Raw genomic sequence first — 24,363 nt, 5'->3', positions numbered from 1 at the left:
CTGGGAGGTAGCCGCCCGGATGAGGCGTCTTACGGGCGCTCGGGGCGCGGGTCAGGTGGCGAGAGCGGGGTCAGAAGACGTCAGTTTCGACGGCGGCGATGTAGATGACGCCGGGCACGGAAAAGTCGTGGGGGCGGCGAGCTTCGTCGCTGCACCAGTTGAGGCTGGTGGCGGTTGAGGCTGGTGGCGGTGCCTCTCCCCCGCTGGTGGGCTATCACGCCGTGCTAGCCCCACCCGGGTGGTGGCCCGCGGCGCTCGGGTTGTCTGGTTCGGCCGACGTCGAGGCCCGGGAGGCGGCAGTCCCCGGGGAGGAACACCCGGTAAGGTACGCGCCGCGTGCGCACCTCGTACGCTTTTGGAACGCCTCATGTCTGGTACGCGAGCTCCCCTAGCCAGCGGGCGGAATGAGCGGACAGTCCTGCCAGCAGACGAAGGACCCGACCGCATCGCGGTCGGGTCCTTCGCGTCCGGTGCGAGTGGCGCGGTGGCACGGTGGATCTCGAGTGCGTTGATCGGCCGGGCGAGCAGTGCGGCGACCGCGCTCATCGCGATCCCGTCGGCCGGGTGAGGCGGCGGGCGGGCAAAGTGGCGGCAGGCATCATCGGGAGGCTGTCGCACGCGGTGCGGCGGAGCTGTCGCACGTACTGCTCTCGAGGGACGAGAAGGGCGCCCAGGCCGCGGACGTGCGGGCTGTCCCGCTGGGCGTCGAGGAGCAGGCCGCCGACCTGTCCGAAGCGCGCCGCGAGGTCGGCGACCGCGGCCTTCGAGGCACCGGGACGGTGGAAGAACATCGAGTCCATGCTGAGGACCGATCCGACCTGAAGACCGAAGACGCCGCCGACCAGATCGCCGTCCTCCCACACCTCGACACTGTGAGCATGGCCCAGCTCGTGCAGGCGTATCAAGCTTGCGATCAGCTCGTCGGTGAGCCACAACGGGACGCGGTCGGCACGGCATTCGCGGACGACCTGCTCGAACCTCCGGTTCAGGCTGGTCGACCACGCCGGCCGACCGCGCAGCCGCCGGGCGAGGCTGCGGCTGATGTGCGCGGCCGAGACGGGGAGCACCGGCCTGGGATCGGGCGACCACCAGGAGACGGCGTAGTGATCCTCTGATTCCTCACCGACGAGCGGAATGCGGCCCTCGTCGACCTGGTCGGCGTAGACCACCTCGTTGAAGACGCGGGCGTAGTCGTCGGATGCTGGGAACGGATAGACCCCGGCGCGGTACCCGGCCAGGAGGCCGGCGGGACTGAGGTCGGCACAGAAGGCCACCGGACCGTCGGGGGCCGCGTCCAGCACGTCGAGCGCCTCCCAGTTTGGGCATCGGCTCACCACCGTGCCGCTTCCCGCCCTTGGCTCCTCACCGGGCGGACGGCGCCGGACCGCTGAAGAAAGTCGATGTAGCGGTCCATCATCTGCGCGTCCACCGGCGGAATGTCGATCCCGCTGTCCACCAGGGCCCGTTCGGCGTTGTTGCGGGTGAACTCTGTGAAAACGCCCTGGAAGTACATTTCGCTCACGGTGATGTCGGCGTGCGCGCACCGGTCGACGAAGAGCGGGACGAACGGTGTGATCGGGTCGGTGGGGTGCCCGGCCACGTACTTCACCAGAGCGGCGATCCACTCGGCGTACGGGATCTCCTGGACCGGGTAACCCCGTCGGCGAAGACGCTCGGCGAGCGAGCTCAACAATGCGGGGCGGGGGTTGGTGAGGTGGTAGACCTCGCCGCGGGCGGGACAGCGGGTGGAGATGTGTCCGACGGCGCGGGCGAGCTGGTCGGCCGGCAGGAAGTCCAGCGGCAGCCGGACGGCCGGGCACAGCCCGGTCCGCGCGATGAAGTCGATGAGGGCGACCATCTCGCTGCTGGTGTTCATCGCGCCGGTTTCGATGCTGCCTGTGACGTCCATCAGGCGGTAGACGGTGACGGGAAGGCCCGCGTCGGACGCCTGCCGCAGCAGCGCCTCGCCAACCCATTTGGTCTCCACGTATCCCACCGACAGGTATTCGGGGAAGCGCAACGGGGTGCTCTCCGTCACCTCGTGCACCCCGGCGGGGCCGAATCCGGCGAGCACCGCCATGCTGGAGGTGAAGTGGACGGGGACGGCACGGCCGGCGGCGAGGCGGATGATCTCGAATGTTCCGTCGACATTGGCCGCGCGCAACTCGTGGTACGGGTAGATGAAGTTGACGTGTCCACCGAAGTGGTACACGGCGTCGATGGTCGATCCGAGCTCCTCGAACCGGCTGGGTGACAGCCCCAGCCCAGGCTTGCCCAGGTCGCCGACGACCGGTTGGACACGATCGCTGGACAGATCGCTGAGGACGTGCCGCTGGTGACTCACGCGGATCCGTTCCAGGCCGTGCTGTTCGTCGGAGGCCCTGACCAGGCACAGGACCCGTCCCGTCGTCCGGCGCAGTAGTTCGTCGATCATGTACGCCCCGCAGAACCCCGTCGCCCCGGTGAGGAGGACGTCGCCGGGGCGCCGGGGGTCCGGAGCCGGTGCGCCACGACCTACTTCCGGAAAGCGCCGGTCGGTCTCGGCGGTAAAGTCGACGCTCCCGCCGCCCGGGTGGGCCAGCGTCCCGGCACGTGCCTTCCGCACGGACTCGGCGAACGCGGCGAGCGTCGGATACCGCAGCAGTGAACGGGTCAGGTCGCGGATCTGTGTGATGCCGATGCCGAATACGACGCGGGTTCGGGCGAGCATCTCCATGGCCAGCAGGGAGTTGCCGCCCAGCTCGAAGAAGTCGTCGCGCGGACGGACGTGGTCGACATCCAGGATCTGGCTCCACAACTGGGCCATCCCCTGCGGCACCGGACGGTCGTCGGCCGCGGCCGTCGGCGCCGCGGTCACGCGTTCCGGCACGGCCTTGCGGTCGAGCTTTCCTCCGGGCGTGAGGGGCAGTCGCTCCACCGCGTGGAAGGCCGCCGGAATCATGTAGCCCGGCAGGACCTCGGCGAGCGCCGACCGCAGCCGTGCGCACAGCACCGCCTCGCCGCCGGCCGGCGGCGAGGTCGGCGTGACGTAGGCGACGAGGTCCCGGTCCCTGCTGCCACGTGTCCGGGCCACCACCATCGCCTGGCCGATCTCAGGGTGGGAGCCGAGCGCGGCCTCGACCTCGGCCGGGTCGACCCGGAAGCCGCGGATCTTCATCTGGTCGTCGACCCGGCCGAGGACTTCCAGGTTGCCGTCCGGGCGCCGACGGCCCAGATCCCCGGTGCGGTACATCCGGTCGCCGGGCGCCGAGCCGTGCGGGTCGGGCAGGAACTGCTGTGCGGTCAGGGAAGGCTGGCGCCAGACACCGCGCGCCAGCCCCGGACCGCCGATGTAGATCTCGCCGCGCTCGCCCGGCGGCACCCGGTTCAGTTCGGCGTCGAGTACGTGGACATGCGTCCCCTCCAGGGGTCTGCCGATCGGGGCGAGGGCGGTGTCCGGCGCGGCGAGCAACTCCTCGTTCAGGTCGCAGAGCGTGGAGGTGATGGTGGTTTCGGTGAGCCCGTAGGCGTTGACGAGCCGGGCGCCGGGGATCCGGTGCAGGATGGCGCGACAGGCCTTCGTATGGACGATCTCGCCGCCGACGATGGCGAGCCTCAGCGATGCGAGGGCCTCGTCGTGGTCCGGGGCGGAGACGATCCGATGCCAGTAGGCGGGCGTCAGATCGGCGACGGTGATCCCGTGCTCCGGGAGACGGTGCAGCAGATCGGTGGGCGCCCACGTATGTGTTCCCGCGAGGACGAGTGTCGCGCCGCTGATCAGCGTGGCGAAGATCTGCTCCAGCGAGGTGTCGAAGCCGAGTGCCGCGGCGTGCAGCACCCGGTCGCCGGGCGCGAGTTCGTAGGCCCGGGCCACCGCGGTGAGGGAGTGTGCCAGCGACCGGTGGCTGATCATCACTCCCTTGGGAGGTCCGGTGGATCCGGAGGTGTAGATCACGTAGGCCAGGTCGTCCGGCCGGGGGCCCGGCTCCGGGGCCGGTTCCGGGGCCGGTTCCGGGGCCGGCGGGGCCGGTTCCCCGGCGTGGAGGATGCGCGCCTCGCACCCGGCGAACATCGGGGCGTACTCGCGGTTGGAGACGATGAGACGTGAACCGGTCTCCCCGACCAGTCCGGCCATCCGTTGCCGCGGTGTCGCGGGGTCGAGGGGCAGGAACGCGCCGCCGGAGCTCAGCACCGCCAGCAGCGCGACGACCAGCTCGGGCGCACGGTCGAGGCACACGGTGACGACGGACTCCGCGTCGACGCCCGACTCCCTCAGTCGGCGGGCAAACCGGTCGGCACGGCCGGTCAGCTCAGCGTAGCTGAGCCGGCCCTCGTCCGAGAGAACTGCGAGAGCGGACGGCTCACGCCGCGCCCGCTCCCGGATCAGCTCGGGCACACTGCTCGGCCAGGACTCCGGGTGCCGCCGCTCGGCGTGGGCGCTCGCGGGCCGCATGTCGGTCCACAGGCGGTCGACCAGACCCGCGCACCACCCGGCGGACTCCGGCCCGCCGACCTGACGCCACCCGGCCGGAGGCCGGCGACCGGCGGGCCAGATCGCGTACTGTTCCTCGTCGTTGCGCAGTACGACACACAGCGCAGCAGACTCCGTCGGAGCTCGGTCACGTTCCGTCACCTTGGTTCTCCTGCCTCGCGCAGAGTGCTGCGGACCACGACCTGCGCCACTCGCGGGAGAGGGCCGCCGCCATCACGGCTTCCTGTCCGCGGTCAGTCCGCGCAGTCCGGCCAGTTGGCCGAGCGGTGGCGCGAGGACGAGGTGCTCCGCCTCCTCGGCACCGACCGGCTCGGCGAAGAGGTACCCCTGGCCGAACCGGCAGCCCATGGAGATCAGCGACTCCTGCTGCCTCACGTCCTCCACTCCTTCGGCGATCACAGTGAGGCCGAGCGTGTCCGCGAGATGCGTGATCCCCTCGACCAGGGCGTACTGCTCGGGCGAGCGGCCGAGTTCGTCGACGAACGACTTGTCGATCTTGAGTATCGAGATCGGAAACTCCCGCAGATAGCTCAGCGACGAGTAGCCCGTTCCGAAGTCGTCGATCGCGATACGGATACCGAGGTCGGTGAGCGAACTCATCTCGGCCAGAATCCGTTCATCGTTGTACATCAGCACATTTTCGGTCAGCTCCAGTACCAGGGACGACGGTGCGACACCGGAAACCTCCAGAGCGCGCCGGATCACGTCGTAGAACCCCTCGTCCCGGAACTGACGCGGAGACACGTTCACGCTGATGTACGGAGCGTTGTGGTCGGCCGTCCCCTCGCGCAGCACGGAGTCCTGCCACCGGACCGCCTCGGCCGCGGCCTGGTCGAGCACCCACGCTCCGAGCGGAACGATCTGCCCGCTCTCCTCGGCGAGCGTGATGAACTGTTCCGGCAGCACCATGCCGTGCGTGGAGTGGGGCCAGCGAACGAGTGCCTCGAAGCCGGCGATCCGCCCGCTGGCCAACTCCACGATGGGCTGGTAAAGCACCATGAACGAGGTCTCGATCGACGAACTGTCCAACCCCTCCTGCAACCTGGCGCGTTCGGCCATGCCGCGCTGCAGATCCGGGTGGTAGCGGCGCCACTGGCGCTTGCCCGCCGTCTTCGCCGCGTACAGCGCGAGATCGGCGTGCGTCAGCAATTCGACCGAGTCGACGCTGTCCTCCGTCGTCGCGACGCCGATGCTGGCGTAGGTGCTCAGCGGCCCCACGCTGAGCCGGAACGGCTCCGCGAACACGGACATCAGGTGTTCGGTGGACCTCTCCACGCCCGTCGGCGTGGAGGAGCCCTCCACCAGCAGGGCGAATTCGTCGCCGCCGATGCGCGCGGCGGTGTCGGAGGCACGGACTGCGGTCTGCAGCCGGAGCGACAGCGCGACGAGAAGTTCGTCGCCCACACCGTGGCCGTGTATGTCGTTGACGACCTTGAAGTCGTCCACGTCGACGAAGAGCACGCCCACCACCGTGCCGTCGCGCTGGGCCTGCACGAGAGCGTGGTTGACCCGATCCTCGAAGAGCACGCGGTTGGCCAGACCGGTGAGCGAGTCATGGAACGCCTGGTGGGTGAGTTCGCGTTCGAGCTTTCGCTGTTCGGTCACGTCCCGCAGGGTGAGCACCACCCCGCCGACGGTGGCCTCGTCGCGCAGGTCGCTCCACCTCACCTCGACCTCGATGGTCGCCCGGTCGGCGCGGACCATGCGCCAGTGCTCGCTCTTGCTCTGGTACTCGCGGCTCCGTATCCGTCCCAGCGTCTCGGCCACCGTGCGGCTGTCCTGCGGCGGCACCAGGTCGATGATGTGGGCGCCCTCGAGGTTGGCAACGCCGAGCATCTGGTCGGCGGACGGGCTGGCGTAACGGACCCGGTCGTCGTCGAGGATCAGAATGACGTCGGAGGCGTTCTGCACCAGTGTGCGGAAGTACATCTCGCTGTTGCGCCGGTTGACCTCCTGGGCGAGCGCCACCCGCGCCACGGCGAGTGCCGCCTGCGCGGCGAGAGTCGCCAGCGTTTCGCGGAGCACAAGCAGGTTCCGCTCGTCCCCGGCCACGATCAGTGCCCCGATCAGCGGATCGCCCGACGGGTGATCCTGCGAGGTGAGCGGGCAGACCAGCGCATGGCCGGTGCGGTTCGGCTCCTTGTCCTGGCCCGTGAGGTGGGAGGCGAGCTCTGGCCCCACCCCGTCGAGGGTGACCAGGCGGCTCCCGCCCGACGCGATCAGTTCCCGGACGTTCGCGGTCACCGGCGCGGTCAGTGGACCTCGTACGCCGCCGTGCATCCGGTCCAGCCAGAGCGAGTTGTCCGGCACGGTGAGCAGCGCGGAACGCGGCGGGCCGTGCGACATCAGCTCTGTCACCGCAGAGAGGACGGCAGCGGCCACATCCCGTGGATTGCCCGCCCCGCCCAGCGACGACACCGCCTTGCGCAGCACCTTCTCCCGCCCCACTGCCTGCCGGTGGGTCGCCGCCACGCCGGACAAGCGGTACAGCACAAGGACGAAGAGCACCGCGGAGAACACCCCGATGACGCCGACGTTGGCGCTCTCCCCGCGCACCGCCTCCGTCAGGAGGATGGTCGGCGCGATCAGCGACGCCAGGGTGAGTAGGCTCAGCCGGCTCGTGCCGGTCTCGCCGTGCCATGCCACCGGCTGGGTCAGCGACCGCATGGACGGATGGAGCGCGGCGGCCGCCCAGGCGCCGTACAGGACGGCCCAGCCGAGATCGACCGCGGTACCCGTGCGCCAGGTCCCGTGCAGTTGTATGAGGCCGTAAGCCACGTCCGCCGCGAGCAGGGCGAGGGTGCCTGTGGTGAGCAGTACGAGCGCGAGGCTCTTGCCGCCTCGGCCGGTGAGCAGGCGCAGCAGCATCGCCAGGACGAGGATGTCGCCGAGCGGATAGGCCATGGAGAATGCCTTCTGTACCCAGGTGAGACCCGGGACGCGGGAGTAGGGCTCGATGAGATAGAGCCACACCAGCAGTGCCAGGCCGACCGTCAGCGTCAGCGCGTCGACGAGGCTCGCGCGGTCTCGCCACCCCGTGCGCCAATGAACGAAGCCCAGCAGCCCTGCCGCATAGAGCGGATAGGCCGCGAGATAGAATCCGTCGGCGACGGACGGAAACGGCATCTGCTCGGGGTGCGTCTCGATGAGGACGATCTGAGCGGTTTCACCCGCGGCGAAGGTGAGATTTCCCGCGGCGAGCAGCAGCCAAGGAAGTCGATGCGCCGGCCGGTTGAAATAGACGCCCAGACCGATACCGATGACGCCGATCACTCCGATGCATACGAAGATCAGCGGCTGTTCCGGATATGTGTAGTAGAGCGCGATCAGCACGACGACGCATACGCTGACGGCGACCATCACGGCCTGGCTTCGCGGTCGCTGGTTCACCCCAACCAACCTCCCGGGAGGGCAACTTGTCGGGTGGACTGAGCTGGGTCAACGGCACCGGACGTCAGTTGTCATCCCGAGGAATAGGAATGACGGCTGAACGGGGGGATTCTCCGAATGGTCTCAGCCCTGGTCGCCTGGGAACGCGGCCGGTATACCCACGTCATAGGTACACTCGCACTCGCTCGCCGGGATAGCGAGCTTGCGGACTCCTTGTCGCCAAGACGACTGTCCTTTTTTTCGCGTTCCATCTTCCAGCTTACCCAGCTCGGGCATTCCCGCATGCGCACAGAGGGGACATGCCGCGTCGTTTCACGGGACACCACGCCCCCCGCGCGGCTGCAGACCCGGACCGGCGTCGGCTGCGGAGCTGACGGCCGTCCCCGACGGTGAACAGGACGCGGCCGTGGGGCCCGGCCGGCTCGTCGGGGTGGCCGCAGACCAGCAGGCTGGTCATTCCGAAGTGCAGCACGAGGGTGGGGCCACCGTCGGTGCGGGCGAGCAGCCACTTCCCGTGCCGCTCCGCCTTGGTGAACCGGCGGCCCTCCAGCGCGTCGCGCAGCCGCCGCGCGCTCACCCCGTGTCATATGCCCGCGTCACGCACCTCGACGCGCTGGACGACCCTGCCCTTCGCGCAGGCTTCGAGCACCTTGCGGAAACCCTCGACGTCCGGCAACTCAGGCATGGGGTGCGCCCTTCTCGAACACGCGGAATACGCGGAACACGCAGGACACGCGACGGCCGGGCCGACCGTCAGACGGTGATGACGACCTTGCCGCGCGCGTGGCCCCGCTCCCAGTACCGGATGGCCTCCGGGGTGTCGGCCAGGGGGTAGGTACGGTCCACGACCGGGGTCAGACGGCCGGCCTCGATGAGGTCCTTCAGCGTCTGGAGGTCCTCCTGGCGCTCCGCCGAGAACAGACCGCGCAGCTTGTGGCCCACGAACGGGGAGAGCAGCAGCGCCCGCAGGACGCGGTCGGTGCCGCCGAGCCAGCGGCCTCCGTTCTCGCCGCCGACGAGAACCAGGGTCCCGCGGGGGGTGAGGGCGCGCCGGAGGTGGGAGAGGGGGCGGTTGCCGGCGGTGTCGACGACGAGGTCGTAGCGGTGGCCACCGGCGGTGAAGTCGTCGCGGGTGTAGTCGATGACCCGGTCGGCGCCGATCGAGCGGACCAGTTCCGTCTTGGTGGTGCTGCATACGCCGGTGACGTCCGCGCCGAACACCTTGGCCAGTTGGACCGCGTACGTGCCCACACCGCCCGCCGCGCCGATGACCAGGACCTTCTGACCCGGCTGGACGCGCCCCGCGTCCCGGAGGGCCTGGAGGGCGGTGACGGCGGAGATGGGGAGGGCAGCGGCCTGCGCGGCGGTGAGGTTCACGGGCTTCGCGACGAACCGGTCCTCGGGGGCGCACACGTACTCGGCGAAGGCACCTTCGCAGAAGCCGAACACGTCGTCGCCCGGCCGGAACCGGGTCACCGCGGCGCCCACGGCCTCGACGCGGCCGGCCACCTCGCGGCCCCGAACGGGGACCTTGGGGGCGCGGAGGCCGAACCCCATGAGCCGGAGCAGGTACGGCAGGCCCGTCATGAGGTGCCGGACGCCCGCGTCGACGGCGGCCGCGTGCACCCGTATCAGTACGTCCCCCTCACCCGGCACGGTCGGTCGGTCGACGTCCCGGAGCTCCAGTACCTCGGAGGAGCCGTACCTGTCGTGCGCGATGGCTTTCACGGCGTATCTCCTTCGTTGCCCGGGTACTGGAAGACCTCGTCGAGGCGGACCTTGAACACGCGGGCGATCTGGAACGCCATTTCGAGGGAGGGCGAATAGCGGCCCTTCTCGATGGCGATGACGGTCTGACGGGTCACGCCGAGGCGGTCCGCCAGCTCCGCCTGGGTCATCTCTCCGTGGGCGAACCGGAGGGAGCGGATCTGGTTCGTGACGCGGGTCGGCTTCACCACGGCTGGAAACCCCACCTGTAGGCGGCGATTTTCGCGACGGCCCCGAGGGCGGCGGAGAGAACGAACGCCAGGTAGATCGTGTTGGCGATCCAGAAGTGGTCGACCTCGGCCATCGACAGGGCCAGGACGGCCACACCGCCGACGACGAGGAACGACTGTCCGGCGTATTCGCCGAACCTGTTGATCTCCCTGTCGCGCTGGTCCTTCTTGTGGGCCTCCTTGGGCGAGGCGACCGCGGCCAGGATGTTGAGCGCGATCGCCGCGGCGATCGCGGCTCCGACACTCCACAGCAGCGTCGCCGCGTACGTCACCTCGGCCAGGGGGATGCCCTGCGCGCGCCCCAGGATCACAGCGACGTAGGCCAGATACGCCCCGACCGCGACCACCGCCATGATCCATGCGCGCTTCTCTTCGAACGCCACTCGCCCTCCCCCACGTAAAACGAACTTGACATCGAGGAGCGTAAAGAATCACGTACATGATGTCAATGATTCTTTACCTAGACCCGGCCCCGGGGCTCCCCCGACGTGCCGTCGTCATCCCGTGGCGTCGAGGTACTCGGCGTAGAGGGCGAGGGCGCGGCGGTACTGCTGGACGGACGGGTCGTGGCTGGTCGTGGCGAGCATGTCCAGCAGAATCCGCATGGCCTCGTGGCGCTCGCCCGTGTACAGCGCCATGGCGAGGAAGGCCCGGAGGCCGCCGTCGTCGGGGTACTCCGCCACGCCTCGGCGGAAGGTGTCGACGGCGCGGGTGTTCCGGCCGAGCACCCGGTAGGTGCTGCCGAGCCCGAGGAAGGCGCCACGGCGGTCCTCGGCCGAGAGGCCGGTTCCGGTCAGGCAGCGCTCGTAGAACGGGGCCGCCTCCGCCTCCAGGCCCAGTCGGTCGTGGACGCAGGCCGTGCGGTACGCCACGCCGGCGTCGTCCGGTGAGCGGGCGGCCAGGTCCAGCGGGTGGCGACGAGTTTCCGCAAGACGGCTTTTCTCGAGGCCAGTTTCCTCGAAACGGGTCTCCTCGAGGCGGGGTTCGCGCCGGTCCAGGGTGGCCGCCGACGGGGGTCAGGTGCTCAGCGAGGTGGCGGGCGGCGTCGCGGCGCAGCGGGACCGTGCGGCCGATGGGGCGGAGGCGGCCGCTCGCGGGCAGGCATCTGACTGGCCTCCCCTCGAGGCTCGGCGGCGCCCTGCCCAACGAGCCAGAGATGCTGCAGTTGACACCGCACGCTCTCACGGCTGGCCAGCCGCAGCCACGCGCTTGACCTCTACTGCCCGCTTCGTATGGCCAGCACCAGCCAGACGACTGGTCCCGCTGCCAGAACGATCAGCAGTAGACAGCACGGTAGCGGGGAGGGCCCCTTGAGGGGTGGCTGGGCTGCTATCTGCGGCGCCACTCGGCGCACGTCGTCGGCCCGATACCGCCTCTTACCGGCGGACCCGGTAGTGGTCATCCAGCTCTCCGTACGGACCCGCACTCCATGGGCCAGCGCATTTACATACACCGAGCGAGCACCGACGCCCGGCCACAAAGTGCTCACCTGGCGCTCCGTCAGCCAGTCGCCCTCCAACTCGTCAGCCATATCTTGCCCTTCTCCCAGCAGCCAGTGACACGGCATCATGAACTGTCCCATAGCCAGGCGTAGTTCGCCCCCTCCCATCGCTTCTCGGGGTTCCGACGCTCCGATCCGCTTCCCGGGGTCTGACTGCCGCCCGACCCCGAATCGCCGCGGCCCTTCACGACCGAAGTGCTGAACCAGCTCGTCTCGGTTCTCGTGGAGGAGGGATGGCATGGGACCCTCGCAGTACAGGCAGCTCTCTCTGCGACGTCGACCAGGGCCTCAGCGAGCAACCAGTCGTCGATGTGTGGTTTCACAACAGGCATGGCTGCTCTGCTGAGCCAAGGGCTACGGCAGTTCGCGGCGCACCAGTGCACGCGCGAACGGCTCACCGGTCTTGCGCGCGAATGCCATTCGCTCGCGCACCTCGCTGAGTGTGCGCGGACGATAGCCAGGGCCGCCACAGCAACTCTTGTGGAAACGGACACCGGCATTCAAAAGTACCGACAGGGTCCGCCAGGCAGCAGTGTCGCGCCGCCGCGGCGTTGCAAAGGCGGAACCCGCATGGATCAACGGCTTGGCGCAGCGCGGACAGATCCGGTCGTGGTCACCGAGGTAAGGCTGCTTGTAGGAGGCCCGACAGGGCAGGCAGACGTAGGAGGTCTTCGCGTGGGCCATGCGGGTCAGGGTACGGTCCGACCGGGATGAACTCGACCAGATTTCCGTGACACTCAGCAAGATCGAAGAGACAGACCCTCATTGCTGGGCCAGCAGTTCGCCACGCCGCTCGGCCCCCTCATCGCCCAGGCGCACGGTCCCAGGCAGCAAGGACATCAGCAAGGACGGATGGTCGGCGGACCTGTTCGCCGCCGGTACCCCGCTCGAACCCGAGCAGGCAGCCGCCCGCCTCGGGGTGTGCAGGGCCGAGTTCGACTGGACGGTGCGGCTCGGCTGGGTCCGCTCCCCGCGGTCGATCGAGGTCGGCTTCGGCACCAGCCGGGCCGGAGCAGTCGACGTCGCCCTGTACATCACGGCGTCCGTCGACGCGGTCATCCCCGCACACCTTGTGGTCGACTGGGAGTAGCTGCGCGCGGTGGAGAAGGCCGGCGCTTCCCGCTCGCCGCGCTGGCGAAGCAGGCCGCCAGGTCCGACCTGGGCCGCTGCTCTTTCGGTGCACCCTTTCTGCGGCGGCCGTCGTCGGCCGCGGAGAGGCGTGGGGTGGGCCAGCCCGGCTTTCACCGCCAGGTCGTCCAGGCGACGGCATCGGCGAAGGGGCCGGAGAGTTCCTCAAGCGTCGCAACGGCCTGGTCGCGAGCGGCGTTCACGGCCTTGGGGTCGGTGTCGGTGATGACGCCCAGCCGCCGCACGTGCGCGTACTCGTCCACGTCCTTCCACTCGTACCGGCGGAGGTCGGGGTCGATGACCAGGCCCACGGTCAGGTCAAAGGCGTCGAACCACCGCGGTGGGCCGCTCGAAGTTCCAGTCGGCCGCACGGAGAAGGGCCTGAGCCAGGCGCAGCGCGGTGTTCCAGTCCTGCCTGCGCCGCAGGCCAGGGTCTCAGGCGGCGAACGGGTTGGTGTGGCCGGGCAACTGTTGCCCCGGGCGCAGGAACCGCTGGGCGCCCTGTTCGTCGCGCACCGCGAGGAACCCGGCGTCCGTCAGCCGCTGTGCGATCTTCCCGCGGCGTATCGCGCCCACCTTGAACGCCACGGTGCAGAGCAGCGCGACCGCCCCGCCGGAGGCGACCGCTTCGACCGGCGACTTGTCGATGAGTAGAAGGCCCGCCAGGACTACGCAGGCGAGGTAGCACATCACCTTCTGCCTACGGTCGGCTATGTACAGGGCCATGACGTCGAAGGTGACGAGGTCCTTCAGCACGGCCACGGCAGCGGCCGCTTCGGGCAGCGGCTTCAGCGAGCCCTGCTTCAGCCCCGGCACTGTCCCGCCGTTGCCCGCCCGCGGATGGGCGGCGATGGTGGCCGCCTCGCGGACGCGCGCGTCGGGCCGCGGGTCCCGGTACATCCGGACCTGGACCAGCGAGTTCTTGAACCCGGTCCTGTACGCCATGCCGTACGTGTAGCCGTACTGCTCCGCCACGTGCGCCAGGGCGGCCGCCTTCGGCGCGGAGCCCTGGGGGGCGATCTCGACAACGTCCTGCTGACGGGCGATCTGTTGGAGCATCCCCGCTATATGACGTTCTACGGACATCGTGTTCCCCACCCCCTTGGACCCCGCGCCCGGGGCCGACCGGCGCACAGCCTAGTAGCGCTGGTCCATCTTCTTCACGACCAGGCCCTCGACGCCGGAGACGTCCGTCCAGTCCTCCAGCCACTCCCGGCTCTGGCCGACCCGGTGCTCATCGGGTACAGCGTCCATGGTGCGGTCAGTGGGCGGATGGCGAAGAGGACTTACAGGCGCCTGCGGCGCTGGGCGTAGGGCAGGGCCAGCAGCTCGATGCCGTCGATCTGCAGGGCGTCAAGGGCGATGAAGAACACCGGGGTCTTCACCCCCAGCTCGGGCGGTGCGGCCTCGGGTGGCGGCCCCGCGTGCTGGGGGGAGCCCGCGCCGCGGTCAGCGCCCTGCCGGTTGGGGGTAGCGCTGGCTTCGCCCAATGGCCGTTGACGTCGCCGGAGTCCGCGCGCTCGGGGTAGCGCGGACCCGGCGAGAGGGGCAGCAGCGTCAAGCCCAGCTGCGCCAGGACCCGGACCTCAAACGCTCCTGAGCGTCACCGGGCTGCGGGCGCTCGTCGAGCGGACGATGGTTGCCCGCCTGCCGAGCCCGATGTGCGGTCTTGTGGCTGTAGGCCATCTTCTTCGGCCGGTGGCGCTCGGAGGCGGTCAGCACGACGGCACGGCTAAAGCGACGAGCACGGGAAGGAGTGACCGATCCTGCGGGGGCGGTCAGCGACAGGCGATACGTTACGCCGTGGCTGACGCCTCGTCGGCGCGATCCTGCGCCTCCAGGACGAGGTGCCCATGTTCCGCCGACCACGCGCCCATCGCGCGGATCGGGACCATGAAGCTGTGGCCCAGGTCGGTCAGTTCGTACTCGACGCGCGGGGGCGCCTCCGCGTAGGCGCGCCGTATGACGAGCCCGTCGTATTCAAGGCGGCGCAGCGTCTCGTTGAGCACCTTGGCGCTGATTCCGCCGATGGCCGCGCGCAGTCGCCCGGGCCGCATCGGGCCGTCCGCGAGCGCGAACAGCACCACGCTGTTCCACCGATTGGTCAACAAGTCGAAGCCCACACGCGCCCGACAGTCCGCCAGGTACTCACCGTTGTTCCCCATCCCCCGAGTATGGTCCCCCGGCGGGAACCGAACGGTTCCTTTCGGCCGGCCTAGATTCACTGGAACGAAGCGGCAGGTCAAGCAAAGGGGATCGATATGCGGATCGGAATTGTGGGTGCGGGCGCCATGGCCGAGGCCCTTGGCGCGGGCTGGGCGAAGGCGGGACACGACATCGTCGTCGGAGCGCGCGACGCGGGCAAGGCGAGGGACCTCGCGGCCCGGCTCGGTGCCCGTGCGGGCACGTTCGCCGAGGCGGCAGCCCACGGGGACGTGGTGCTCGCCGCCCTTCCGCACGCCGTGATGCTCGACGTGGTCGCGTCGCTGGCCGATACGCTCGCGGGGCGGGCCGTGATCGATTGCTCGAACCCGATCGTGCAAGGGCCGGGCGGGCTCATGCTCACCACCGGCGGCGGCCCGTCCGCGGCCCGCCTGATCGCGGACGCGGCGCCGGACGCGCACGTGGTCAAGGCGTTCAACGTGTGTGCGGCAGAGGTGTGGGCCCGGTACGCGGACGGCCTGGCGGTACCGCTGTGCGGGGAGGACGCGGGCGCCCTGGACCTGGTGCGCACGCTGGTGACGGACTTGGGCGCGATCCCGCTCGACGCGGGTGGCCTGGACCGGGCTGGTTACGTGGAAGCCACCGCCGCGTTCGTGATCGGGGTGTGGTTCGCGGGCGGTGACCCGCGCACGGTGCTGCCACTCGTGGAGCACGCGCGGGGCTGATGGGGTGCCAGGTCTCCGATCGTGGGATGCCAGGCGCGAACCAGCAGCTTGAGCCCGGTCGGCAGCTTCCGCCTGCCGAGAGACCCTCGGCCGCACCTGCGAGCTCGACCTCCCGTGGGCGGGGTCGGGCGCGCTCTGGGCGGGCACGGTGGTCCTCGGCTTCCTCCGGCCCGCGGGCCGGGTCGGCGGTCGTCCGGCCCGCGCGCGGATCTGCGCCCGGGCCGGAGCCACCGTGAGGAGCCACCCCTTGATCGCGGTCTGACAGCCACCGCTGACGGATGTCCGTTCTCGCCTTGACTGCCCCCTGACCGGGCGGGTTTGTCCGTGACCGACGCCGTACCCGTCCGGCCGGAGCTCAGCGAGCGGGGCGCGTGCTGGAGGGCGAGGAGCCGAGCCGCCAGGCCGAGGGAAGTCCGACCGACGCCACTACTCCGGCAAACGCCACATCACGGCCTGCACTTCCTCGCCCTGACCGACGAGAGAAGCCGGCTGATGTGGATATCCGCCGCCCAGCGCGGCCGCACCCACGACAACACCGCCGCCCGCCACGACCACGTCCTGACCCACCTGCGGGCAGGATAGGTGCGTAGCTCGGTGAGCGTCCGCCAGTTCTTGAGATGGGCGAGGCCGTGCTCGTACCGGTGCCCGTCCGACGGCCAGGACGCGGTTGGCGATTTTTTCGCCGGTGGCGAGCTTGTGAGTGCGGCCAGCATGGAGCCGGTGACGATCACAGGGTCGAGTACGTCCTTGTCCGGACCGCGAAAGCCCAGGTCCGCCACCGCTCCGAGGCCGGCGGCCCGCACCGCCCAGCTCATGCGCGCCCTGCTCGTCCTGACGAGCCTCGAAGTCAACCGCTGGGCCAGTGGTTTGTCTCGTCGAACGGTGTGGTCAAGGAGTGGGCGGCTTCACCTTGTGCCGAATCCACACATTGGGCTCGACATAGACCGCTTGGTCATGTGCGGTGTCGCAGTGCACCGGGACGAGAGCGCCTGGTACTTCGATGTCACCGCTGCTGTTGAAGGGCAGGCCAGTCCACTGACGCCACTGGGACAGTGAGCCGCTGACCGTCATCGATGCCGGGGCGATCTTCTCGATGCTGCCACCGGCCTTGACGTGTACTCGGAGCCAGGGGTCGATCGGAAATCCGTCGTCGCCCTGTCGCCGAATGTAGTCGCTCATGGCGACTCGCGGTTCGTGGTGCTTGGCTGTGGGACGGACCGGGGCCAACAGCACGTTGTGGCCCTGCCGGCCGACGGCGTCCTGCAGCGCGGCCAGCATGCGGTAGGACAGACCACGGCCGAGATATTCGGTGTCCACCGTGATCTCCAAGGCACTGGCCGTTGTCGGTGAGTGCCCATGGCGCTGGTCACGGAACGCCCAGACGAGTACCTGATCCCAGCCCTTGTCCGGCATCTCCTCACGGCCGTCAAGCTCTGCGTTGAACGGCACGCTCAACCCGCGGGCGACGACACGGTAACCATCCGTTGCCACCACGCAGTACCGAGGGAAGTCCTCCGCCACCCGGCCCAGCAACGCTTCCCCTACCGGATCGTGCGGTATGAACGCCGGCCACGTCTCAGCGATCTCATACATACGGGAGAACAACGACGGACGCTCGGCAAGAGTGGTGATCACAATGCTGTCTATCTCTGTCACGACCGGGACACTGCCACGGGAACAGCCCTGCTGGCCAGTGGCTTTACCCCAAGGGCATCGACCACACCTGGGTCGCGTTGAGAACGATCCGAGCCACCCGCCCGGACCAGAGCCCTTCACGCCTACCCGCGCTGGCGCGACAAGAACGCCCGCCACCCCGACGTCCTCGCCGCCCAGCGACGCGAACGCGCCCGAATCCACAGCGAGAGAGGCATCCGCTGGGGAGGACGATCCCCCGCCGCTGCAGCCTGATCTACCGCGCAGCCCGCAACGCCGCCGCGATCTGGACGACATCCAGGTCGACGACGACCTCCTCGCCGTCCCACACGCCGCGCGAGGAGATTGCCAGGCCGATGAAAGCCAGCTCGGCAGCATCGTCACGCAGTTCGTACTCTTCGCGGCTCTCCTCGCCGATCCCGCCCAGCTCCTCGCGTTCCCAGGCAGCGACTGCCGACTCAGCCACGGACCGAGGCAACCGCACGCTGATCCGACTGATCTGGGGATCAAGATGAGCCCCGATCGATGCCAGCACGGCCCGATCCTGCCGATACCTCACATACTCCTCGCGATCTTCCACGAGCCGAGGGTACCCAGGCCCAACCGAGCCACCGACACCCAAGCCGGTGAACGTATGCGGTCACAGCGGGTCGCCTCCGCCCCTTGTCCGCCGGCTGTTCCCGATGCCCGGACGTTACACGCCGCGCACCCTGTCACCCCAGGAACCCTGATGTGCGCAGGGCCCGCCGGTGGCGGACGCGCGCTCTCAGGCCGCGGCCGTCGGATTCGGCGGCGCGGGGGTACGCGGCGTTGATGCGCTGGGCCTCTTCGAGCTGGTCCTCCAGGATGACGATGCGGCACGCGGCCTCGATGGGAGTGCCCTGGTCGACGAGTTCCCGAGCGCGGGCGGCGATGCGCGGTCGGTAGCGGGAGTAGCGGCGGCGGCCGCCTTCGGAGCGGAGCGGGGTGATGAGGCGGGCTTCGCCGAGGGCGCGGAGGAAGGCGGGGGTGGTGCGGAGCATGTCGGCGGCCCGGCGCATGGTGCAGGCGGGACAGTCATCGTCGTCGAGACGGCCGCACGAATCGTCTGCTGTCCTCTGCACCTCTCTGCGGAACGCATGGAGGGGCCCTGGTGCCGTACGGCACCAGGGCCCCGAAGGAACTACACCATCTGCCGGCCCTGATACTGCGCCGGCCTTCTGTGTCCGCCCACTCGACCTGGCTGCCGTCGGGGGTGCGGGGATCGCGGTTGCTTGACCGGAGACCACCTCACTATCGATGTCCTGCGGTACCCGGGTTCAACACTTCCGCCCGGGCGATCCTGATGGCGCTTCGTTCCTCCGTTCTTCCCTCGGTGATCAACTACCTACCAAACGGGAACTTTCTCCTGCGGGTACTGCTCTGGTGCGTACTGCTGGTGATGCGAACCGCTCAAGTGACCTGTGACAGCGCCACTCTTCGGCAGCCAGCCCCGTTGCCCGTCCTGCGTCTGCTCTGGCTTAGAACCCCACTGCCGAACCTCCCGGTGCGCGCGTCCGCAGCCGACGCCTTCACCGGGGTACCGCTCACTGACTTCACTGCTGGGTACTGCCCCTACGGTGGCGGCCCCTGATCACTGCGGGCCGCCCGGTCCGGTCGTCAGTCCCGTCGCCGTCCTGCAACCACCCTGGCTTCGGAACTCCACCACCGCACCGTCCTGCAACTGCGGATACTACTGCCCGGCAGTTCGTCTCTGCCGGGCCCTGCGGTCCTTCTGGGTTACGGGAGAAACATATCCACACCACTGCTCAATGTCTACTCTGGCCGACATAGATTTTCGCGTGTCCGGCAGAGAGGTAATCTCACTCGAGCAGTGGTCGGCCGAAGCCGTGGAAGCACCACAGGTAGCGGCCGGCGCCGCTCGTGGACCATCTCCGCCGGCTTCTTGCCACCGAGAACAAGAGCATGCGGCGTGGGTGAAGCGGCCTGTGGACTGTCGCGGCACACGCCGTGCGGGGCCCGGGAAGCATCCCGGGCCCCGCACAGTCCGTGGCGCGGCGGACCGCGCAGCATGGGTACGCGAGGGCCGGGCTCGTGGTGTCCCGGCCTTCGCGTGTCTCGGGTGCTACTTGAGCACGCCCGCCCCCGTCGTCGTCGCCAGCGACGTCGGCAGGTGGCTCGCCGGGGCCTCCAGGCCCGTCGTGAGGGTCGGGGTCCAGTTGACCGTGGTCTTCAGGTCCTTGGACGAGGCGGCGTTGTAGGCGGCGACGAGGTCGGTCACCGTGCCGTTGACGAGGTTGCCGGAGCCCTTGACGGAGCCGGTGCCGTCACCGCTGAGGAGCTTGGCGGCCTTCGCGCCGGACGGCAGCTTCCAGTAGTTGTTCTCCGCGACGACCTGAGCCTTGGCACGGGAGTTGATGCTGTACTGCGGCGTGTACCCGTTGAGGGGCGTGACGTCGTAGTAATTGTTGTAGATGTGGATCTGACCGATGCGGGCCAGCGGGGCGCGCTGCATGATGCCCTTCCACACATTGTGGTGGATGGACACGCGCAGCCTGCCGACGCTGTCGGAGTCGCTGCTGCCGATCAGCATCGTCTTGTCGTGGTTGGTGAACTGGTTGCGCGAGACGGTCACCAGGTCGGACCCCTTGGTGATGTCGAGGGCGCCGTCGTGGATCTGGTACTCGCGTCCGAAGTACTTCGGGTTGGCGCTGTCGAAGTGCGGCGCGTCGGTGAACGTGTTGTGGTCCGCCCACACGTGGGTCGCGCCGCGCAGGGACACCGAGTCGTAGTTGGAGTTCCAGTTGCCGTCGTCGCCGTCGGTCGGGTCCCACTGCGGGAAGCAGTCCTCAGTGGCGGCGAAGGTCAGGTTGCGGACGATGACGTTGTCCACGTTCTGAATCTGGAGCATGGCCCCGCTGAGGCCCGCGTTCGTGCCAGGGACACCCACCATCGTCGTGTTGGCGGGGACCTTGAAGACGATGTTCTTGCCCTGCTTGGCCTGGGCGGCGGCGCGTGCCTTCTCCTGGGCGCCGGAGGGCAGCTTCGAGCGGCCGTAGGTGGCCGGGTCGTAGGCCTTGAGGTAGGCCGACAGGGAGTAGCCGGTACCGAGGGCGTAGTCGGCGCAGGTCAGCTTCTTTCCGCTGTCATCGGTATTGGCGTCGATCATGCCATTGATCTTGATGATGCGGGGCGTGGTGTCGGAGGCCGAGCCCAGCGCCTTCACGAGCTGCGCACGGGTGGAGACGGTGAAGGTGTGGGCGGCGTCGGCCTTCGTGCCACCAGTGGTCCCCGTACCGGAGGACGCCCAGCCGTCTCCCGCGGTGAGCGTCTGGTGGTACAGGTCGACGGTCCCGGCATTGGCGTTCATCACGACGACACCAGCGCCGACGCCAGCGGCCACGACGGCCGCGCCGATGACGGCAGCACGACGGGAGCGGAGGGACCGGCGGTGGGAGCGAGCAGCCACGGGGCTTCCTTACAGGGGGAGGAACGGGGTTACGCCCTGTCAGTGGCCGCCGACCCGTGAATGGTTGCCGCGTGCGGGGATCTTTTTACGGGCCAGGTCAGCAAGAACCTCATTCGGGACGAAGAGGTCGTGGGTTCACACCCCGCCACCCAGAGACCCGATGAAGCAGGTGGGGGTCACCGAAGGTAGCTATCTCTGTCTTTGTATGCGTGTCCAAGACGCCGTCCACGTTCCCGGTCCGAGCGCGCCTCGATGCAGCCGATCGCCTTGACGGCCGCGGGCGCCCCCTGCCCATCCGTGCCGGCACCTCTGCCCGCCCGATCGAAACCAGGAGTGCCGTCAGGTAGCAGGGGTTGCAGACCAAGCGCTTGCTCACTGCTACTCTTGCGGATCTCGTCCGGACATTCATATGTCGCACACATGACACGCACAGGCGCCCGGTTCCGGGGCCCCGAGGTCGCTGCGAGGAGACATCGCCCGTGGCCACAGTTGTCGATGACGCCGCCTCCGTGGAGTTCCATGCCTTCTTCGAGCGGCACTACGCAGAATTGGCCCGGCTCGCGCACCTGTTGACCGGCGAGGCCGATGCCGCCGACGACCTGGCCGCGGATGCGCTGCTCGCGCTGTGGCACCGCTGGGACCGGGTGCGGGCGAGCGAGTATCCGGTGGCGTATGCCCGGGGCGTGGTCGCCAATCTGGCCCGGACGCGGATACGCAGCGCGGTGCGCGAGCGGCGGCGTATCGCGCTGTTCTGGGCGCAGCGGGAGGAGAAGACGGAGAATCCGGACGTGGCCGGGGTGGTCGACGTACAAGAGGCGCTGCGCAGGCTTCCGTTCCGGAAGCGGGCGTGTGTTGTGCTGCGTCATGCGTTCGACCTGTCCGAGAAGGACACCGCGCTGGCCCTGGGCGTGTCGGTCGGTACGGTGAAGAGCCAGACGTCGAAGGGGATGGCCGAGCTGCAGCGGCTGCTCGGCACGCAGCACGCTCCGCGTAAGGTACACACGGCGATGGCGCGTACCGGGGCTGCCGGAGGAAGGGACCGATGACCATGCGGCGGGACGTGCACGACGAACTGCGCGCCCGGCTGCACGAGGCGGCCGGGGCGCACCGGCCCGACCGCGCGCGGATCCTGGCACGGCTCGAACGCGGCATGGCGCAGGAGAACCTGCCCCGCTCCCGAGCGGCCCGCCCTCCCCGGTTCGGCTGGGTGCGCGCGGTGGGCGTCACCGCGGCGGTCGCGGGGATCCTCGCCGCCGGCGGCTACGGCGTGGCCTCCGTGGCGAAGGAGGAGCCTGAGCAGCAGACGGTCGCGGTCCCACCGACGCCCGCCCGCACCTCCACCTCCACGCCCACCCCGTCGACGGACGCGACGCGCCGGACACCCTCGCCGATGGACCCGACGCCGGTGGATCCGGCGCCCGCGGACCCCGTGCCGAGCGCGACCCGCGAGCCGAGCGCCTCCCCGTCGCGTACGCCCGATGCCGGCGCGCCCGCCGCCGGTGAGCAGGACGGGCCGCTGTGGTCGGACGGCTCCGTGGACCCGCACAGCAACGACCTCTGGGCACAGAGCAACGTCACCCTCAAGACGCGCGAAGAACTGACCGCGCTGACCGTCGAGTTGCGGATCGCCCAGACCGGCGGGGTCACCTCCACCGGTGCCTGGCGGTCGCTGCCCGAGGCCGACTTCACACTGACGATCGCCGAGAAGGACGGCTACCTCGTCCACACCTGGAGGCTGAAGGAGGGTCGTACGGTCCCGGCCGGCCAGTGGGTGTTCGCCGGGCAGTACACACACGCCCGCGGCGGCCGGGACGCCCGGGACGACCGCTACGCGGCCACCGCCCGGACGCGGAGCGAACAGCTCGCCGTCTCGGGCGACTTCGCCCGGCACGACGACTGAGGACGAAAACGCGGCAACTTGCCCAGTCGTCGTTGATGCCTCCGCGGTCTAAGCAGCGCCTGTCTTGCCGTTGATCCGGAAGGTGATTACGTCGACTTCGTCGGCTTCCGCCAGGTCTGGGTAGTGGTCTTTGAGGACTTCCCGGAGTTCGTTTGCGGTCGTGAGTCCCTCGGCTTGGGCGTCCTGATTGGTGAGGTCGCTGACCGGGCAATGCCTGATGCCGGTCACCTCTGCCGGCAGGACCACCTCGGGGTCGCTCTCGAACACCAGCCGTGCCGGCCCGAGCTGGGCCGGGTCCCGGAAGCGGGTGGTTTTGGTCTTGGTGCCGGAGCGGACGCCTTCGAGGTAACGGGGGTTGAACCGAATGATCGGGGGGCCGGCCGTCTCGGGGTCCTGGTAGAGCGATGGGTCGAGACCACTCATGCCTTCCGGGGCCCATCGCTGAGTCAGCGGCATCAGGTCAGCGGCGAGAACCGACCTGGGCCCCGCGGGAGTGGGCACGATGACGCGCATGGTGGGGTAGTAGTCCACAAAGACCTGCCGATCGCGCCCGCACGGGCCGATGACCCCGCGCCCGTGGTTTCCCACGGCAACGATGCAGCGCATCTGGCGGGCGCCCTGGGCTCGTGCGGCTCCCAGAGCCACGAGTTCGGCGCAGGGTCCGCCGGTGAAATGGTAGAGGTTCACGCCGGCAAACATCCGGTAGTCGGCGGCCATGACCGCGGCGCCCATCGTGTGGATCCCGTCCTCGTCGGGCCCTGCGTCGGTATGCGCTTCTATGGTGCGGCGTGCCAGCTCCACGAGCTCACGCTCGTCATCATCGAGCGCTCGTGCAGATGACGGTACGTACACGTTTTCAGCTTTCCCTTCCGTCAGCGGTCGCCGAAGAGCATTCCACTCCGCGCAAGTGGGCTCCACGGGATTTCGGCTTGCCTTGACTGGGCCCCGAGGGTGGTCCCGTGGGCTGAGGAGTGCGGTGATGAGGACGGAACCGGACCACCTGGTAGTCACTGAGTCCGGGGATGAGTACGAGTCACTCTTCGGAGAGTTCGTGCCCACCGACAACCCGGGCTGGCGATGAGCCGAGCCTGGGTTCGCTGCGTCAGTCATCGTCTGCTGAGGGTTCCGGACCGGTGACGATTCACCCGACCACGCGGCTGATGTTGGGCATGCCGAGGGGGCGGCGGAGCGGCCGTCGAGCTGGGCGAGCTTGGCCTTTGTCCCATCATGGCTGACTTGAAGGCCGGCGCCTTCCCCGCGCCGGGACGGAGCATCGAACAACGGACGCCCCACTGATTGAACGGACCATGTTGCATGTGCACTTCAGGGCACAAGTGCGGTTGTCGCCCAGTACCGTTGACCGGGAAAGCGAGGCCTGGGCCCGGCTATGCCCCGTCGACCGTCGCCCACAGCGAGACGGTGCTGCGCTGGTTCTGCGACCTGCACCGTGATGCCGGTTCGGAGCGGCTGCTCAACCCGTTCCCGTCGGATCTGGCGCGTCGCTCCGTCCGGCCGCGCGCATGCACACCACAACCCGATGGACGCCTGAGCACCGGAGCGGACAGGTCGCCGCTACCGGCCCACGTTTTGGTTCCAGTGGAGTCCGGGCCTCGGAGCTGATCGGCGTGAGCTGCACGAGCTGGTGCCGCGAGGCCGGACACGGCCAGTGTGGTGGACGCTGCGGCGTCCGTTTCAGCCGCTGGCCTACCACGGCGCCCCTCGCATGTTCGAGCGGGTAAACGCCACGATCGGTACCGACTGGCCTCTTCACGTCCTTCGGCACAGCGCCGCCGCTGGTCGTGGCTGAGGCCGGTGGTCGCGGGGGGCTTCGCCGCATCCGGCCCCCCGCTCCCCCGGGCACCGCCCGGCGCGGTCAGGTCGCATGTGGTGCCTGCCGTTCCCGCCGGTCGGCACCGGGGCCTGGACTTCGGCTGCGAGCTGAGATCCAGGCCCCAGGAGAAAGGCAAGGAAGCAGGTCTGCACCAGG

The 24,363-nt window shown here is 69.2% G+C and carries 22 protein-coding genes and 2 pseudogenes; 5 read left to right on the top strand and 19 right to left on the bottom strand.

Annotated features, from left to right (window positions below):
* Positions 1-542: 542 nt before the first annotated feature.
* The 10 genes and pseudogenes from ACF068_RS07425 to ACF068_RS07380 form a co-directional block, all read right to left on the bottom strand.
* Positions 543-1,334, bottom strand: coding sequence for a leucyl/phenylalanyl-tRNA--protein transferase (locus ACF068_RS07425; protein WP_392273195.1), 792 nt, complete (start codon positions 1,332-1,334; stop codon positions 543-545).
* Positions 1,331-4,612 carry an amino acid adenylation domain-containing protein gene (locus tag ACF068_RS07420; RefSeq protein ID WP_392273194.1) on the bottom strand — a complete coding sequence of 1,094 codons (3,282 nt, stop codon included), beginning with the start codon at positions 4,610-4,612 and terminating at the stop codon, positions 1,331-1,333. Before ACF068_RS07420 ends, ACF068_RS07425 begins: the two co-directional genes overlap by 4 nt.
* Positions 4,613-4,684: 72 nt before the next feature.
* Complete coding sequence (locus tag ACF068_RS07415; RefSeq protein ID WP_392273193.1) at positions 4,685-7,861, bottom strand: putative bifunctional diguanylate cyclase/phosphodiesterase; 3,177 nt, start codon at positions 7,859-7,861, stop codon at positions 4,685-4,687.
* 358 nt (positions 7,862-8,219) lie between these two features.
* Positions 8,220-8,438, bottom strand: a pseudogene (locus tag ACF068_RS07410) (DNA-formamidopyrimidine glycosylase family protein); the annotation flags it as partial.
* A gap of 6 nt (positions 8,439-8,444) precedes the next feature.
* Positions 8,445-8,546 carry a DNA-formamidopyrimidine glycosylase family protein gene (locus tag ACF068_RS07405; protein ID WP_392273192.1) on the bottom strand — a complete coding sequence of 34 codons (102 nt, stop codon included), beginning with the start codon at positions 8,544-8,546 and terminating at the stop codon, positions 8,445-8,447.
* A 68-nt stretch (positions 8,547-8,614) separates the two neighbouring features.
* Entirely contained in the window at positions 8,615-9,589 is a 975-nt protein-coding gene (locus ACF068_RS07400; protein WP_392273191.1) for an NAD(P)-dependent alcohol dehydrogenase, read from the bottom strand.
* The gene (locus tag ACF068_RS07395; protein WP_392273190.1) at positions 9,586-9,819 is read right to left on the bottom strand and encodes a helix-turn-helix transcriptional regulator; all 234 of its coding nucleotides are present in this window, start codon (positions 9,817-9,819) and stop codon (positions 9,586-9,588) included. The genes ACF068_RS07400 and ACF068_RS07395 overlap by 4 nt, the downstream gene beginning before the upstream one ends.
* Positions 9,813-10,241: a hypothetical protein gene (locus ACF068_RS07390; RefSeq protein ID WP_392273189.1), complete on the bottom strand. Its 429-nt coding sequence runs from the start codon at positions 10,239-10,241 to the stop codon at positions 9,813-9,815. Before ACF068_RS07390 ends, ACF068_RS07395 begins: the two co-directional genes overlap by 7 nt.
* A 114-nt stretch (positions 10,242-10,355) precedes the next feature.
* Complete coding sequence (locus ACF068_RS07385; protein WP_392273284.1) at positions 10,356-10,856, bottom strand: tetratricopeptide repeat protein; 501 nt, start codon at positions 10,854-10,856, stop codon at positions 10,356-10,358.
* Positions 10,857-11,713: 857 nt separating this feature from the next.
* A complete protein-coding gene (locus tag ACF068_RS07380) occupies positions 11,714-12,043 on the bottom strand; it encodes a deoxyxylulose-5-phosphate synthase (protein WP_392273188.1) in 330 nt (109 codons plus the stop codon).
* Positions 12,044-12,089: 46 nt separating this feature from the next.
* Between ACF068_RS07380 and ACF068_RS07375 the strand changes: the two genes are divergently transcribed.
* Positions 12,090-12,449 carry a hypothetical protein gene (locus ACF068_RS07375; protein ID WP_392273187.1) on the top strand — a complete coding sequence of 120 codons (360 nt, stop codon included), beginning with the start codon at positions 12,090-12,092 and terminating at the stop codon, positions 12,447-12,449.
* 151 nt (positions 12,450-12,600) lie between these two features.
* On the opposite strand, the gene ACF068_RS07370 is transcribed toward ACF068_RS07375, so the two are convergent.
* From ACF068_RS07370 to ACF068_RS07360, 3 genes are all read right to left on the bottom strand, one after another.
* Positions 12,601-12,798: a hypothetical protein gene (locus tag ACF068_RS07370; protein ID WP_392273186.1), complete on the bottom strand. Its 198-nt coding sequence runs from the start codon at positions 12,796-12,798 to the stop codon at positions 12,601-12,603.
* A 124-nt stretch (positions 12,799-12,922) separates the two neighbouring features.
* Positions 12,923-13,546: a hypothetical protein gene (locus ACF068_RS07365; protein ID WP_392273185.1), complete on the bottom strand. Its 624-nt coding sequence runs from the start codon at positions 13,544-13,546 to the stop codon at positions 12,923-12,925.
* Between the two features lie 737 nt (positions 13,547-14,283).
* Entirely contained in the window at positions 14,284-14,652 is a 369-nt protein-coding gene (locus tag ACF068_RS07360; protein WP_392273184.1) for a winged helix-turn-helix transcriptional regulator, read from the bottom strand.
* A 96-nt stretch (positions 14,653-14,748) separates the two neighbouring features.
* Between ACF068_RS07360 and ACF068_RS07355 the strand changes: the two genes are divergently transcribed.
* Positions 14,749-15,375 carry an NADPH-dependent F420 reductase gene (locus tag ACF068_RS07355; protein WP_392273183.1) on the top strand — a complete coding sequence of 209 codons (627 nt, stop codon included), beginning with the start codon at positions 14,749-14,751 and terminating at the stop codon, positions 15,373-15,375.
* A 446-nt stretch (positions 15,376-15,821) separates the two neighbouring features.
* On the opposite strand, the gene ACF068_RS07350 is transcribed toward ACF068_RS07355, so the two are convergent.
* The gene (locus ACF068_RS07350) at positions 15,822-16,190 is read right to left on the bottom strand and encodes a hypothetical protein (protein ID WP_392273182.1); all 369 of its coding nucleotides are present in this window, start codon (positions 16,188-16,190) and stop codon (positions 15,822-15,824) included.
* A 73-nt stretch (positions 16,191-16,263) separates the two neighbouring features.
* A complete protein-coding gene (locus tag ACF068_RS07345) occupies positions 16,264-17,031 on the bottom strand; it encodes an N-acetyltransferase (RefSeq protein ID WP_392273181.1) in 768 nt (255 codons plus the stop codon).
* A 102-nt stretch (positions 17,032-17,133) separates the two neighbouring features.
* Between ACF068_RS07345 and ACF068_RS07340 the strand changes: the two are divergent.
* Positions 17,134-17,283 (top strand): annotated as a pseudogene (locus ACF068_RS07340) (IS630 family transposase); the annotation flags it as partial.
* Between the two features lies 1 nt (position 17,284).
* Here ACF068_RS07340 and ACF068_RS07335 read toward each other — a convergent pair.
* The 3 genes from ACF068_RS07335 to ACF068_RS07325 all read right to left on the bottom strand — a co-directional run bounded on the left by ACF068_RS07335 (position 17,285) and on the right by ACF068_RS07325 (position 20,476).
* On the bottom strand, positions 17,285-17,608 hold the full coding sequence (locus ACF068_RS07335; protein WP_392273180.1) for a hypothetical protein: 324 nt from the start codon (positions 17,606-17,608) through the stop codon (positions 17,285-17,287).
* 133 nt (positions 17,609-17,741) lie between these two features.
* Positions 17,742-18,068 carry a MerR family transcriptional regulator gene (locus ACF068_RS07330; RefSeq protein ID WP_392273179.1) on the bottom strand — a complete coding sequence of 109 codons (327 nt, stop codon included), beginning with the start codon at positions 18,066-18,068 and terminating at the stop codon, positions 17,742-17,744.
* Between the two features lie 1,064 nt (positions 18,069-19,132).
* Positions 19,133-20,476: a polysaccharide lyase family 1 protein gene (locus ACF068_RS07325; RefSeq protein ID WP_392273178.1), complete on the bottom strand. Its 1,344-nt coding sequence runs from the start codon at positions 20,474-20,476 to the stop codon at positions 19,133-19,135.
* A gap of 479 nt (positions 20,477-20,955) precedes the next feature.
* On the opposite strand from ACF068_RS07325, the gene ACF068_RS07320 reads away from it, so the two are divergent.
* Together ACF068_RS07320 and ACF068_RS07315 are read left to right on the top strand one after the other, a co-directional pair.
* The gene (locus ACF068_RS07320; protein ID WP_392273177.1) at positions 20,956-21,522 is read left to right on the top strand and encodes a SigE family RNA polymerase sigma factor; all 567 of its coding nucleotides are present in this window, start codon (positions 20,956-20,958) and stop codon (positions 21,520-21,522) included.
* Positions 21,519-22,376 (top strand): hypothetical protein, encoded by an 858-nt coding sequence (locus ACF068_RS07315; protein ID WP_392273176.1) that lies wholly within the window; start codon positions 21,519-21,521, stop codon positions 22,374-22,376. The genes ACF068_RS07320 and ACF068_RS07315 overlap by 4 nt, the downstream gene beginning before the upstream one ends.
* Before the next feature lie 48 nt (positions 22,377-22,424).
* On the opposite strand, the gene ACF068_RS07310 is transcribed toward ACF068_RS07315, so the two are convergent.
* Positions 22,425-23,177, bottom strand: coding sequence for an ASCH domain-containing protein (locus tag ACF068_RS07310; protein WP_392273175.1), 753 nt, complete (start codon positions 23,175-23,177; stop codon positions 22,425-22,427).
* Positions 23,178-24,363 lie beyond the last annotated feature (1,186 nt).

Source organism: Streptomyces sp. NPDC016309 (assembly GCF_043077235.1).
In the GTDB taxonomy this organism is placed as follows: domain Bacteria; phylum Actinomycetota; class Actinomycetes; order Streptomycetales; family Streptomycetaceae; genus Streptomyces.
Note: the sequence above shows the minus strand (reverse complement) of the source record. Positions and strands in the feature narration are given on the sequence as shown.